The sequence below is a fragment of the Szabonella alba genome (genome assembly GCF_016765775.1).
GTDB lineage: Bacteria > Pseudomonadota > Alphaproteobacteria > Rhodobacterales > Rhodobacteraceae > Szabonella > Szabonella alba.
The window spans coordinates 588834-603259 of the sequence record NZ_JAESVN010000001.1 but is presented as its reverse complement, the minus strand read 5'-3'; the positions used below and the strand labels follow the sequence as shown (position 1 = coordinate 603259).

Here is a 14426-nt window from a genome sequence, read left to right as displayed (position 1 = left end):
TCAACCCTCCCGGCAGGCGGCGCGCTGCAACTGGTCATCGGGCGCGACCTCCTGCCAGCGCGCACCGCTCAGCGTGCCATCGGGGGCCAGCGTGGCCCCGGCCAGAAGATCGGCCCGCCTGCCCTGATCGCAGTCAAACGCCATGGGAATGCGCAGCGTGGGTTTCCAGCGCTGCACCAGCAGTGCATCGCCCCGGCGCAGGGCGGGGTTCTGTTCGGACCACACCATACCCGGCACATCAAGCGCCATGAAGCGGAAGGAAACCGGCACAAGATAGGTCCAGGGCCGCCAGGGCATGCTTTCGGTCGGGGCCGACAACACCGCCACCTCGGGTGACAACTGGCCGGTGACCCGCGAAAACCAGCTGTATTCGTTCCAGACCGTAAACAGCAGCATCCCCAGCCCCGCAGCGGCGGGGATCGACCAGCGCGGCAAGAGGGTGCCGGTGAACCTGCGCAGGATCATCACGAACCCGGCAAGCGCGGCCCCGGCACAGAAGGCGGCGATCACGTCAAGCGTCATGGGGCAGGTCAATCGTCACAGGGAATACGTCAAGCGTCATGGGAAAAACCTCAGCTTCGGGCGCCGCGGGACTGCCCCACGGCGGATTGCATCGTGCGCACCACGACGAAGGCATCGCGCAGATGCGAGCGTTCGAAATCCGACAGATCGGACGGCGCCATGAAATTGTCGGGCTTGCGGCCTGACCGGATCAGCCGGGCCTGATTTTCCAGCCGCACCTCGGCAATCAGGTCATAGGCCTCGATCAGGTCGCGCGCGCCCGAAACCGAAATCACGCCCGCCGCTTCGGCCGCCTCGAGCCGGGCGCGGGTATTGACCGGTTCCAGCGCGCCGATCAGCGCATAGACCCGGCCCAGATCGGTCACCGGCACCACGCCGTTATGTTTCAGGTCGATATGGTCGCGATGTTCGCCCGAGCGCAGGGTGGCAAAGCCGCGCAACAGCCCAAGCGGCGGGGCATGTTTCAGGGAATTGGCCACCATATGCGCGACAAAGATCGAGTTTTTCGAGGCAAGGCCCAGGGTTTCAGCCTGAAGGTCGCGGTAAAGCGCCGCGGTGCCGCCGATGGGGCGCAGGTCGAACATGACCGAGGCCAGCATCTGCGCCATCGGGTCGGGGCGGGCGATCCAGCCCCGGAAATAGTCGCGCCAGACGCGCACCGGCTGCCGCCAGCGGGGGTTCGTGGCCATCATGTCGCCGGGGCAATAGACATAGCCGCAATCGTTCAGCCCGTCACAGACCCGCCGGGTCAGTTCGGCGAAATAGTCCATATCGGCCTCGGTCACCGCATCGTCGAGGAACAGGCAATTGTCCTGATCGGAAACGCCGGTCTGGTCCTGCCGCCCCTGCGATCCGCAGGCAAGCCACAGATAGGGCACCGGGGGCGGGCCAAGCGCTGCCTCGGCCAGCGCCAACAGGCGGCGCGTCACGGTATCGGCAATGTCGGTGACAAGGCGGGTGACCACCTCATGCGGGTTGTTGGCGGCGACGAGTTGCATCAGAAGCCGCGGGATGCGTGCGGTGACGGCGGCCAGATCGGCAACCCCTGCGGCACTGGCCGCATCGCGCACCAGCAGCGCCGAGGACACGGCCTGAAACCGGGTGATGTCGGTCTGGGTGACGATGCCGACCAGTTGATCCCGCTCCACGACCGGCAGATGGCCGATGCGGCGTTCCAGCATCACATGCAGGATGTCCGAGCCCAGATTGCCGGGCGCAAGGGTCACCGGATCGGGCGTCATGATCGCGGTGACCGGGCTTTCGGGGTCCAGCCCCGCCGCCAGCGCCCGCCCGGTCATGTCGCGCGTGGTGACAATGCCGATCAGACGGTCGCCCTCCAGCACCGGCAAGGAGGAGACATGATTGTCGCGCATCCGCTCGGCAGCGCGGCGGATCGTGTCGCCCGCCAGCGCCGTCACCGGGCTGCGCGCCATCAGATCGGCCACTTTCTGCGTTGTCAGATCGGCGGCGCGCGCCTCTTGTCCGCGTCCCCTGCCAAAGAACCGTTCAAAGGCCGGAAATTCGGCGATCAGCCGCCGGAACTCGGCCGTTGTCAGAAGAAGAATGGCCGATGCTTCGGTCGCGCGCGCGGTGGTCACGGCCAGCCCGTCGCGCATCAATCCGCGTTCGCCAAAGGAATTGCGCGGCCCCAGCAGCGAGATCAGCCCGCCCGAGGGTTCCAGCACCTCGACCGAGCCCTGCTGGATCAGATAAAGGCCGGACAGCGGCTGTCCTGCATGGTAGATTTCGTCGCCTGCCGCATAGTCGCGGCGGCTGAACAGCGCGGCCAGCCGGGCCAGATCGGCCGCGGCCAGCGTGTCATAGGGATGCACGGTTTCCAGAAACCCGACGATTGCCGTGGTGGTGCTGTCCATGCCCGTCACCATGCGCGTCATCCATCCACAAGGGTGCCCGCCTCCCGGTCTTGCCGGGGGGCGGGCCGTTTTTGTCAGTGATGGCCGGTCGCGGCCCCTGCGCCTTTCGGCACGCGGATCGATTCGACCAGTTCCTGAATGTGCTCCGGCACCGGCCGGGTCATCGACGAGACCACATAGGCAGTCACGAAGTTCAGGATCGCGCCAATCGTTCCGAACGAGGCCGGGGCAATGCCGAACAGCCATGCGTCCGGCGTATTGGCCAGCATCGCGGTTCCCGGGACGAAGAACCAGCCGAGATAGAGGAAGATATAGACCGAGGTCGCAATCAGCCCCACCAGCATGCCCGCAATCGCGCCTTCCTTGTTCACCTTCTTCGAGAAGATGCCCATCATCAGCACTGGGAAGATGGTTGCCGCCGCCAGACCGAAGGCCAGCGCCACAACCTGTGCGGCAAAGCCGGGCGGATTGAGCCCCAGCCATGTCGCCACCACGATCGCGAAGGCCATCGAGACCCGCGCCGCCATCAGTTCACCCTTTTCCGAAATGTTCGGATTGATCGAGCCTTTGATAAGGTCATGGCTGATGGCCGAGGAGATGGCCAGCAACAGACCTGCCGCCGTGGACAAAGCCGCCGCCAGACCGCCCGCCGCAACCAGCGCGATCACCCAGCCCGGAAGCTGTGCGATCTCGGGATTGGCGAGAACCATCATGTCATTGTCGACCTTGGTCAGTTCATTGCCGGTCCAGCCGCGTTCGGCCGCGATGGCCTGCATCGCCGGATTGGCATCGTTGTAATACTGGATCAGGCCGTCGCCGTTCTTGTCCTCAAAGGCCAGAAGTCCGGTATTTTCCCAGGTGTTGATCCAGGACAGGTTCGGATCGGTATTGATCGCCTCAAGGCTGATCGCATCGCCCTCAAGCGCCTGACCGGCAACCGCATTCGGCCAGAAGGTCGTGGTCAGGTTCAGACGCGCCATCGACCCCACGGCGGGTGCCACGGTGTAAAGCAGCGCGATGAAGACCAGCGCCCAGCCTGCCGACCAGCGCGCATCGGCCACTTTCGGCACGGTGAAGAAGCGGATGATGACATGCGGAAGGCCCGCGGTGCCGATCATCAGCGACATGGTGAACAGGAACATGTTCAGCGTCGAGGTCGTATGCGAGGTGTATTGCGTGAAGCCCAGTTCCACCACGACCTGATCAAGCTTGGTCAGGAAGGCCACATCCCCGCCCGAGGGCGCATAGGTGCCGAACAGACCAAGCTGCGGCAGGAACGACCCGGTCAGCGACAGCGAGATGAAGATTGCCGGAATGGTATAGGCAACGATCAGCACGCAATATTGCGCAACCTGCGTATAGGTGATGCCCTTCATGCCGCCGAACACGGCATAGGCAAAGACGATTGCCGCGCCGATATAAAGGCCTGTATCGGTGCTGACCTCCAGAAAGCGCGCGAAGGTCACGCCGACGCCGCGCATCTGGCCGATCACATAGGTGACCGAGATCACGATCAGGCAGATCACCGCCACCAGCCGCGCACCGCCGGAATAGAAGCGGTCACCCACGAATTCCGGCACGGTGAACTTGCCGAACTTGCGCAGATAGGGCGCAAGCAGCAGCGCCAGAAGCACATAGCCCCCGGTCCAGCCCATCAGGAAGGCCGATTGCGTATAGCCGCCCGCAGGCGCCAGCGCGATGATGCCCGCCATCGAGATGAAGGACGCCGCCGACATCCAGTCAGCCGCCGTCGCCATGCCGTTCATGACGGGCGGAACGCCCTGACCGGCGGCATAGAATTCAGCGGTCGAACCCGCGCGGGCCCAGATCGCGATGCCGATGTAAAGCGCGAAGGACGCGCCCACCACCAGCAGGTTGAGGGTATATTGATCCATGTCCCTGTGTCCCTTATTCTTCCACGCCGTGCTCGGCGTCGACCTTGTTCATCTTCCAGGCGTAGAAGAAGATCAGGACCAGAAAGACGAGAATGGATCCCTGCTGGGCGAACCAGAACCCGAGATCCGTGCCGCCCACGGAAATGCCCGACAGCATCGGCCGCAGCAGGATGCCGAAACCGAAGGAACACAGGAACCAGATCGCCAGACAGATGCTGATGATCCGGATATTCGCGTCCCAATAGGCGTTTGACGATGTTTTCTCCGCCATTTGCGTTACTCCCTGAATTTATCCCTCAACCGCCCCCCGGTATGGCGGGCAGCCCTTCCCTTCATCCCGAAACGCGGCTCACGATGCCGGACAGGGCCTGCGCCACCTCGTCGATACCGCGCATGGCATCGACGCGGTGCAACAGGCCGCGCCCTTCGTAATAGGCGATCAGGGGGGCCGTCTGGGCGTGATACGCGGCCAGCCGCGCCCCCGCCGTTTCGGCATTGTCATCGCTGCGCCGCCTGAAGGCGGTGCCGCCGCATCTGTCGCAAACGCCCGCCTTGGCGGGTTGCCGGAACTCATCATGATAGCCTTCGCCACAACTGGCGCAGGTATACCTGCCCGCAACGCGGGCAATCATCGGGGCGTCCTCCACCTCCATGGAGATCGCCGCCGTCACGCGCTGGCCCGACCCGGCCAAAAGCGCATCCAGCGCCCCGGCCTGTCCGGCAGTGCGCGGGAAACCGTCAAGGATGACGCCCCGCCCGGTATCGGGCGCGGCCATCCGGTCCTTGAGGATCGCCAGCACTATCTCATCGCTTACCAGCCCACCCGCCTCCATCACCGCCTTTGCCTGAAGGCCCGCAGCGGTTCCGGCGGCAACGGCGGCGCGCAAGAGATCGCCGGTCGAAAGCTGGACCAGACCGAAATCCTGTTCCAGCTTGCGCGCCTGCGTGCCCTTGCCCGCGCCCGGAGGCCCGAGCAGGATCAGGACGGCGGGCGCACCGATGCGGTCGGGCATCGCGGTCATCCCCGGTTCATTCGGTTCTCGATCAGCTGATCGACCACCGAGGGGTCGGCCAGCGTCGAGGTATCGCCAAGGGCGCCGTAATCATTCTCGGCGATCTTGCGCAGGATGCGGCGCATGATCTTGCCTGAACGGGTCTTGGGCAGGCCGGGCGCCCATTGGATCAGGTCGGGGCTGGCGATTGGGCCGATCTCGGTGCGGACCCATTTGACAAGCTCCTTGCGCAACTCCTCCGTCGGTTCCACATCGTTCATCAGCGTGACATAGGCATAGATGCCCTGCCCCTTGATGTCATGCGGATAGCCCACGACGGCGGCCTCGGCGACATGTTCATGCGCGACCAGTGCCGATTCCACCTCGGCCGTGCCCATACGGTGGCCCGAGACGTTGATGACATCATCGACGCGGCCCGTGATCCAGTAATAGCCATCCGCATCCCGGCGGCAGCCGTCGCCGGTAAAGTAGTAACCGGGATACTGGCTGAAATAGGCCTCCTCGAACCGGGCGTGATCATCCCAGAGCGTGCGCATCTGTCCCGGCCAGCTGTCGGCGATGCACAGCACGCCATCGGTCGCGGTCTCGGTCTGCTCGGCCCCCGTCGCGGGGTCCAGCACGACCGGTTTCACCCCGAAGAAGGGCTTGGTCGCCGAACCCGGTTTCTGCGCGATCGCCCCCGGCAGCGGCGTGATGATATGGCCGCCGGTTTCGGTCTGCCAGAAGGTGTCGACGATGGGGCAGCGGCCCTTGCCGACATGGGTGTTATACCAGTTCCAAGCCTCGGGGTTGATCGGCTCACCCACCGAACCCAGCAGTTTCAGGCTGGAAAGATCATGCTTTTCCACCCATTCCGCGCCCTGCCCCATCAGCGCGCGGATCGCGGTGGGGGCGGTGTAGAACTGGTTGACCTTATGCTTGGCGCAAACCTCCCAGAACCGGCCCGCATCGGGCCATGTCGGAACACCTTCGAACATCAGTGTGGTCGCGCCATTGGCCAGCGGACCATAGATGATATAGCTGTGTCCGGTGACCCAGCCCACATCGGCCGTGCACCAGAAGATGTCACCATCCTGATAGTCAAAGGTCATCTGATGGGTCATCGCGGCATAGACCAGATAGCCGCCCGAGGTATGCACAACCCCCTTCGGCTTGCCGGTGGAACCCGAGGTGTAAAGAATGAACAGCGGGTCCTCGGCCCCGACCTCGACATAGGAACAATAGGGCGCGGCGGCGGCCATTTCGGCCTTCACATCGACATCGCGGCCCGAAACCCATGTGGTCTGGTCACCGGTATGTTTCACGACAAGGCATTTCACCCGGTCGTCGCAATTCAGCAGCGCCGCATCGGCATTGGACTTGAGCGCGGTCTTGCGCCCGCCACGCGGCGCGGTATCGGCGGTGATGACGACACGCGCATCGCAGCCATTGATCCGGTTGGCCAGCGCATCGGGCGAAAATCCTGCAAAGACGACCGAATGGATCGCCCCCAGCCGCGCGCAGGCCAGCATCGCATAGGCCGCTTCGGGGATCATCGGCAGATAGATCACCACCCGGTCGCCCTGTTTCACGCCCTGCGCCTTCAGCACATTGGCCATGCGGCAGGTGTTTTCCAGAAGCTCGGCATAGGTGATATGCAGGGCCGGGGTCTTGGGATCATCGGGTTCCCAGATGATCGCGGTCTGACCCGCCCGCGTGGTCATGTGGCGGTCGATGCAATTGGCCGAGACGTTCAGATGCCCGTCTTCGAACCATTTGATCGAGACCTGCCCCAGCGTGAAATCGGTGTTCTTGACGCGGGTGAAGGGGCGGATCCAGTCGATGCGCCGCGCCTGACCGGCCCAGAACGTGACCGGGTCCGCGACCGAATCCGCATACATAGCGGCATATTGGTCGGCATTGACATGGGCGCCCGCGATGAAATCATCGGATGCGGCATAGACCCCTTGCGCCTGCATGGGTTGCGACATGGTTGATCCTCCTCTTTCCGGAGCGCTCCGGGGGCGCCCCCAAATCCGGGACGCCCTGCAGCGCGCCCGTTCTTCCCTGTGCAGGAGTTTAGCGCAGGTGTCAATTTTCTCATAACCCTTTTTGTAAAAAGGATTTTTCTGTAAATTAATTAACGACATCGGGCGCAATTCTGAAAACGATGTAAATTGAGGCAGAATTTTGACAAGGCTTTTCAAGGCTTTAGGTTGGTCACGCCCGCGTGATCGGGTGCCTGATCAGCCTCAACAGGCGGGGCCTGTGACACCCGATGGCAGATCATCGCGCGGCGCGCCGCAAAATCATCGCAGACTGCTTGCCTGCACAGAGCGGAACAGCCCGGCGATGATAGCGCAATCATCCGATACACCGCCGGTGGGTCATGACGCCGGACGTTCCGAAGGAAGGGAAGCGATTCGACCTTAGGGTGCGAGGCCCAGTTCCGCCTCGACCGCCTCGATATTGCCACGATAGCGCAAATGCCCCTCGGCCAGCCCGTGCTTTTCCAGCATGGCGCGCACCTCGTCATTCACACGCACGAAATACAAAAGCCCCCCCTTGCGCGCGGTCTTGCGGGCCAGAACCTCAAAGCTGCGCGCGCCAGAGCTGTCGATGAAGGGCACATCGGCGAAATCGACGACAAAGGCCTGTGGACGGTCGGCGATCCGGTCCAGGACCGACCCCAGTCGCGCGGCGGCGCCAAAGAAATAGGGACCGCGCAGATGGCACACCACCATCCCGGCATGCGCGGCATCCCCGGAATCGGCAGGGGGATGGCGGCGGCGGGGCGCGTCCTCATCCACGCTGGCCGCCTCGGACATGCGGCGGATGAAGACCGCGCCGCCCAGTGCCACGCCGATGATGATGCCTTCCGTCAGGTCGCGGAAAACGACCAGACCGAAGGTGACCAGCACGACCATCGCATCGGCGCGGGTGGCGCGGATCAGCGCCCAAAGCTCTTCCTTCTCGGCCATGTTCCAGGCCACGATCGCCAGAACCCCGGCCAGTGCGGCCAGCGGAATGAACCCCGCCAGCGGGGCCGCGACCAGCATGAAGGCCAGCACGAACAGCGCATGCAGAATGCCTGAGACCGGGCCGCGTGATCCGGCCCGCACATTGGTGGCGGTGCGCGCGATGGTGCCGGTCACGCAGAACCCGCCAAAGACCGCAGATCCGATATTGGCCACGCCCTGCGCCACCAGTTCGGCGTTCGACCGGTGCTGCCGCCCGGTCATGCCATCGGCGACCACCGCCGAAAGCAGCGATTCAATCGCCCCCAGCAGGGTGAAGCTGACCGCCCAGGGCAGTGCCGACCAGACCGCATCGACCGACAGCCCCGGCAGGGCGGGCGCGGGCAGCACACGCGGCAAGTCGCCAAAGCGCGCGGCTATGGTGTCCACCGGCAGGGACAGGGCCGCACTCAGCCCCGATGCCGCAATCACGGCGATCAGCAGCCCCGGCCAATGCGGACGCCAGCGCTTCAGCCCGAGGATCGTCAGCACCGTGCCCGTCGCCACTGCGAGTGCCGCCAGCGAGACGCTGTCCCGCGCGGCCCAGAGCGCGCCAAGCTTCGGCACAATTTCGGCCGGTTCGCCGCCGGGCAGCGACAGGCCGAACAGATCCTTGATCTGGCTGGCAAAGATGATGACGGCGATGCCTGCGGTAAAGCCGACCGTCACCGGATAGGGAATGAACTTGATATAGGTGCCCAGCCGCAGCGCCCCGATCCCGATCAGCATGAAGCCTGACAGGAACGTGGCCAGAAGCAGCCCTTCAAGGCCCGTCGCCATCACGCAGGCCGCCACCAGCACGATGAAGGCCCCCGCCGGGCCGCCGATCTGGAACCGCGAGCCGCCCAGCAGCGACACAAGGAACCCGCCGACAATCGTGGTGTAAAGGCCGCGCTCCGGCCCCACCCCGCTGGCAATCGCGATGGCCATGGACAAGGGCAGCGCCACAATGGCGACGGTCAGCCCGGCAAAGGCATCGGCGCGCAGATCGCGCATCCCGTATCCTTCGCGCAGCACGGTCAGCAGTTTGGGCAGAAACTCAGGCGCCGTCGGCACCGCCGGACCGGTCGGGGGGCTTGTTTCAGACATGATCCGCCTTTAGCGAAGGATGAAAGCCAGCAAGCGCCACGCCAGCCCGCCTGTCAACCCGTGCAGGAGTGCCCCATGCCGCCCGATCCCTTCAAAGCCCAAGCCCGCACTCCAGAACCGGGGCCGCGCCCCGATCCGCTGCGTCCCGCCGATGGCGAGGCGCTGGACCTGACGCGCCGCATTCTGCGCGAGGCCCGTTTTGCCGCGCTGGCCTGGACCGATCCCGAAACCGGCACGCCGGGGATCAGCCGCGTCGCGCTTGGGCTTGCACCCGATGGCGGGCCGGTCACGCTGATTTCCGCGCTGGCCCCGCATAGTGCTGCCCTGCATGCGCATCCGGCCTGCGCCCTGCTGGTGGGGGAACCGGGCGCCAAGGGCGATCCCCTGACCCATCCGCGCCTGATGATCCGGGCCGAGGCCACCTTTGTCCACAAGGACGATCCCGCGCGCGACGCACTGCGCGCTCATTGGCTGGCGGACCATCCCAAATCGACGCTTTACATCGACTTTCCAGATTTTGCCTTCGTCCGGCTGCGCCCGGTTTCGGCACTGCTCAATGCCGGATTTGCCCGTGCATTCCGCATCGGCAGCGATGATCTGACCGGGCAATGACGCCGGGCGCGCAGGGACTTGCCCCGCGCGCCCAGATCCTGCTCGGCCAGTTCTGCCCGGCCCGGTTCTGCCCGGTTGTATCAGTTCGGATTGTCGCAGCGGATCGTCACATGCGCCCGGCCCCGCAGCGCCTGCGGCCAGCGCAGATGAATCAGGTTGCTGCCCGCCCCGCGTGAGGTTTCGACATAGGGCATCGCAAAATTCGTCACGCCCCCCGCCGTGGTGACCGCCCCTTCGGCCACCACCGACTGCACATTGCGGGCATGGCTGCCGAAGGGCAGGTTCTGGCTGGCATCGACCACCCATGTATCGGCGGCAGTGTTCTGGTCATGGCGCAGCATCACCGGGCTTTGCATGCCCCGCGTCACCCCGTTGAACGTGTTCGCCTCGATGATGACATTGCGGAACCGCGTGAAATCCAGTGTCGCATGGGTGGTGTCCACCGCCTCGACCCGGTCGATGGTCGCATTCACCGTGCGGAACACATTGTCATTCACCATCAGCCCGTTCAGGAAATGCCCCGGCCCGTAAGGCGTCACCACGAACCAGCGGAAGGCGGGTGAGACATCGTTGGTGGTGAAGATATTGCCGGTCAGCGTCAGCCCGCCGAAGGAGAACTCATTCGAGAAATCCGGCTCGGCATCATGTTCATTGCCCCATTCGATAAAGCAGTTGTCGATATAGTTGCCGGTGATCAGCGATTTGACATTGGGTGTCGTGAAGATCAGTCCCGCCCGGCGCACCCCCGCCGTCTGGTCGTCGCCCTGAAAGAAATGATTGCCGAGGATGATATTGCCCGACCCGCCCAGAATGGCGAAATGCGCAAAGCGGACCACGCGGTTGTCGCGGATCTTGGCATCGTTCGAATTCACATTCATCGCGATGGTGGTGCGGTCCTGCACCGGAACGGGCTGTTCGTTGGACAGGAACTGGCACTGATCCACGAACAGACCCTGACAGCCATCGCCGATCGAGGTGATGCCGCGATCCTTGGGCTTGTTGACGATCGATTCCGCCAGCCGGAAGGTCTTGCCCGAGGGCGGCAGCATCAGCGCGCTGGCGCGGCCGTTGCAGTTGAATTCCAGATCGAAGATCTCGAACCGGCTGAGACTGGCAAAGCCGCTGAAATCCAGCATGTATTTGTAGCGCACGAAATCATAGCTGCGCGTGCCCGCCGCGCCCCAAAGCGGACGGGAAAGCGTGATCGTGCCTGCGCCCATGTCTTTCGAGGTGACATAGACCTCTCGCCCGACGCCGGTGCCGATCACGCGCGCGCCCACCGGCACCGCCGCAAGGTTCAGCACATTGGTCAGGCGCAGGGGGTTTGACGGGGTATAGGTGGCAACCGAACTGGCGGTCTCGTCATCCCAGTCGGCGGTATTCGCGGCCTCCAGCATCCCGTTGGCCAGAATCCGGCGCTGCACCAGCGCGTCGATCCCCGCCAGTGCGGCCACATCGACCGGCGACCGGATCGTGACACGCCGTCCGCGCAGATCGAACACAACATGATCCGAGAAATGGAACAGCGTCTGCAGCCCGCGCCGGAATCCGGCCTCTTCGGACCCGAAGGCGGCTTCATAGGTCGGCAGATCGAAATTCTTGGAACAGGACAAGCGGAATTGCGGCGGCATGACCACCGTGCCCTCAAACCGGACATGGGACGCGAAAGCGACATGATTGTTCAGAAAATAGGTGCCCGCCGAGACCAGAACCGACCGCCCGTTCGCATCGGCATCGGCGGCGGCAAAGGCCGCGCTGTCATCGGTGGTGCCATTGCCAAGGGCGCCGTAATCCCGCACATCGACCCAGTCGAGCATCTTGCGCAGGAAGATATCGGTCACATCCTCGATCTCGATATCATCAATACGGACAACCCCGCCATTCGGCCCGGTCAGGTTCAGCCCGAAATGGCCATAGACCGGCTCGGTCCCCCAGACCATGTCGACGCCCTGCCGCGCGGCGGGCGCGATGATGGCGGAAACCGTGACCACCGCGCCATAGGCGGTCAGCGGGACGGTCGGCCCTGACAGGGTCAGCCCCGCAACCGCGCTACCGTCGCCCCGCCCCGCCCATGCCGCAATGCGCACCGTCGGCAGATTGCCCGAGACCGCCTTGACCCTTGCGCGCACCCGCAGATACAGGCCGGGCTGGATCGGGGTCTGCAGATAGGACCGCACCGGCGTTACCGACTGGTTTTTCTGGATCTCCATGCAACCGCCGAAATCCTGATCCGCCGGAACGAATGCGGCATTGGGCTGTCCGGCCCAACTCGCCGATCCGGGCGTGCCGTCCTCACGCGACCAGTTGCCCAACCCCGCCGAAAAGGGCGGCGGCATCAGAAGAAGCCCGTCGGTAATCACCTTGTTCATCGCGTCTGACCCCTTGCTTGCGTGCATCCGAGACCGGACAGGCGCAGCTTGGCCGCCCGCCGGGACGGGCACAGGACTAGCAAGGCGTGGTTAAGCGGGCGCAAGGGCAGCGTTCGCTGCCTGCCCTTGCCGGGCAACGGACAAAATGGCCGGTCAGCCGGGCGCGGGCCTGTGACGCAGGTCTTGCAGCATCGCCGCAGCGGCGGCATCGGGACCGTCCAGCCCTTCGGCCACCCGTCTGGCCGCATCGGCCATCGCGGCGCGGATCGCCGGATCCTCGGTCAGGGCGGCCAGCAGGCCCCGGCGCACCTCTTCCTCGAACCAGTGGCGCGACTGCGCGGCGCGGCGCGCGGTCCAATGGTCCGTCTCCCGCCGCCAGCCGATCAGCGCGCGCATCTCGGCCCATGCGGTATCCAGCCCCGCAGCCTCGACCGCCGAAACCGTCATCGCCTTGGGAAAGCCGTCCGGATCCTGCGGGCGCCGCCGCAACAGCCGCAGGGCCCCGGCATAATCGGCGCAGGTGCGTGTCGCCACGGGTTTCAGATCGCCATCGGCCTTGTTCACAAGGATCAGATCGGCCATTTCCATGATGCCGCGCTTGACGCCCTGCAATTCATCGCCCCCCGCCGGGGCCAGCAGCAGCACGAAAAGATCGCACATTTCCGCCACCACGGTTTCCGACTGCCCGACGCCGACCGTCTCGATCAGCACGATGTCAAAACCTGCCGCCTCGCACAGCGCCACCGCCTCGCGCGTGCGGCGTGCGATGCCGCCCAGATGCGACTGGCTGGGCGAGGGGCGGATATAGGCGGATGGATGGCGCGACAGCCGTTCCATCCGCGTCTTGTCGCCAAGGATCGACCCGCCGGTGCGGGCGGATGAGGGATCGACCGCCAGCACCGCAATGCGCAACCCGGTTTCGGCCAGCATCAGGCCAAAACTTTCGATGAAGGTGGATTTGCCCACGCCCGGCGTGCCCGAAAGCCCGATGCGCAGCGCCTCACGCCCCGTGGTGCGCAGCCGCTCGGTCAGGTCCAGCGCCGCCTTGCGGTGATCGGCGCGGTTGGATTCCACCAGCGTGATCCCCCGCGCCAGCGCCCGGCGGTCGCCTGCCGCAATCCTGTCTGCAAGGTCGGAAATCTGCATGGCATGGCTCCGGCACGGTTTTGCCCAACCAAGGGGGAGACCACGCAAATGTCAACGCCCGGTGGCAGGCGGGGGCTTTCGCCGCGCCCGGTTTGGCCCCATCTTGCGCCAAGGGACATGCGCTTGCCGTGAATGGACCGGGCCGGAAAGGAAAAACCGATGTCGATGATCCGCCGACGTTTTCCCGCGATTGCGCTTGCCGCAACGCTTGGCCTCGCGGTTGCCACCCCGATGGCTGCCCAGTCCGCGCGCATCGAGGACCGCGCCAGTTTCGACATCATCCTGCGTGGCATCACGGCGGGGCGGCTGTCCATTGCCGCCGCTCAGGAGGGGAGCCGCTATTCCGTTTCGGGCAGGCTGGAAAGCACCGGCATCGCCGCGATGCTGCGCCGGTTTCAATATACCGCCGAGGCCGGGGGCAGCATCACTCAGGGCCGCTACGCCCCCGCGCGCTACAGCGAAAACGCCGATACCGGCCGCCGCCAAAGCCGCAGTTCGATGGAGTTTCGCGGGGGCCGTCCTGCCAATGTGGTGAATGAACCCGCCCGTGATCCGCGCCCCTATGATGTGGACCCCGCCACGATGCGCGGCGCGGTGGACCCGGTCACGGCGCTTTACGCCACGCTGCGCGATGTCGATGCCGGTGGGGAATGCGCCTTTGACCAGAACATGTTCGACGGGCGCCGTGCGACCCGCATCACGCTGTCGGCGCCGCAACGGCAGGGCGACACCGTGACCTGCAGCGGCGTCTACAGCCGCGTGGCCGGATTTTCACCCGAGGATATGGCCGAAAAGACGCGCTTTCCCTTCACCCTGACCTATGCGCCTGCGGGCGACGGGCGGATGCGCGTGGTCGAGGTTTCGACCGATACGCTCTATGGCAAAGCGCTGATGAAACGCCGATAATGGA

The 14426-nt window shown here is 64.9% G+C and carries 11 protein-coding genes; 2 read left to right on the top strand and 9 right to left on the bottom strand.

Annotated features, from left to right (window positions below; genetic code table 11):
* From JL811_RS02795 to JL811_RS02765, 7 genes are all read right to left on the bottom strand, one after another.
* Complete coding sequence (locus JL811_RS02795) at positions 1-522, bottom strand: hypothetical protein (protein WP_202686776.1); 522 nt, start codon at positions 520-522, stop codon at positions 1-3.
* Between the two features lie 50 nt (positions 523-572).
* Positions 573-2396: a DUF294 nucleotidyltransferase-like domain-containing protein gene (locus tag JL811_RS02790; protein ID WP_202687189.1), complete on the bottom strand. Its 1824-nt coding sequence runs from the start codon at positions 2394-2396 to the stop codon at positions 573-575.
* A gap of 74 nt (positions 2397-2470) precedes the next feature.
* Positions 2471-4291 carry a sodium:solute symporter family protein gene (locus JL811_RS02785; protein ID WP_202686775.1) on the bottom strand — a complete coding sequence of 607 codons (1821 nt, stop codon included), beginning with the start codon at positions 4289-4291 and terminating at the stop codon, positions 2471-2473.
* A gap of 13 nt (positions 4292-4304) precedes the next feature.
* Entirely contained in the window at positions 4305-4562 is a 258-nt protein-coding gene (locus JL811_RS02780) for a DUF4212 domain-containing protein (RefSeq protein WP_202686774.1), read from the bottom strand.
* A gap of 61 nt (positions 4563-4623) precedes the next feature.
* Positions 4624-5313 carry an adenylate kinase gene (locus JL811_RS02775; protein ID WP_237684744.1) on the bottom strand — a complete coding sequence of 230 codons (690 nt, stop codon included), beginning with the start codon at positions 5311-5313 and terminating at the stop codon, positions 4624-4626.
* The gene (gene acs, locus JL811_RS02770) at positions 5310-7274 is read right to left on the bottom strand and encodes an acetate--CoA ligase (RefSeq protein WP_202686773.1); all 1965 of its coding nucleotides are present in this window, start codon (positions 7272-7274) and stop codon (positions 5310-5312) included. The genes JL811_RS02775 and acs overlap by 4 nt, the downstream gene beginning before the upstream one ends.
* Before the next feature lie 438 nt (positions 7275-7712).
* Positions 7713-9389 (bottom strand): SulP family inorganic anion transporter, encoded by a 1677-nt coding sequence (locus JL811_RS02765; RefSeq protein WP_202686772.1) that lies wholly within the window; start codon positions 9387-9389, stop codon positions 7713-7715.
* Positions 9390-9464: 75 nt separating this feature from the next.
* Between JL811_RS02765 and JL811_RS02760 the strand changes: the two genes are divergently transcribed.
* Positions 9465-10001, top strand: coding sequence for a HugZ family pyridoxamine 5'-phosphate oxidase (locus JL811_RS02760; RefSeq protein ID WP_202686771.1), 537 nt, complete (start codon positions 9465-9467; stop codon positions 9999-10001).
* An 80-nt stretch (positions 10002-10081) separates the two neighbouring features.
* Here the strand turns inward: JL811_RS02760 and JL811_RS02755 are convergent, their stop codons facing one another.
* Together JL811_RS02755 and meaB are read right to left on the bottom strand one after the other, a co-directional pair.
* The gene (locus tag JL811_RS02755; protein ID WP_202686770.1) at positions 10082-12370 is read right to left on the bottom strand and encodes a glycosyl hydrolase family 28-related protein; all 2289 of its coding nucleotides are present in this window, start codon (positions 12368-12370) and stop codon (positions 10082-10084) included.
* 153 nt (positions 12371-12523) lie between these two features.
* Positions 12524-13516, bottom strand: a complete 993-nt coding sequence (meaB, locus tag JL811_RS02750) for a methylmalonyl Co-A mutase-associated GTPase MeaB (protein WP_202686769.1) — start codon at positions 13514-13516, stop codon at positions 12524-12526.
* 159 nt (positions 13517-13675) lie between these two features.
* Here meaB and JL811_RS02745 point away from each other — a divergent pair, with 159 nt between their 5' ends.
* Positions 13676-14422, top strand: coding sequence for a DUF3108 domain-containing protein (locus JL811_RS02745; protein WP_237684743.1), 747 nt, complete (start codon positions 13676-13678; stop codon positions 14420-14422).
* Positions 14423-14426 lie beyond the last annotated feature (4 nt).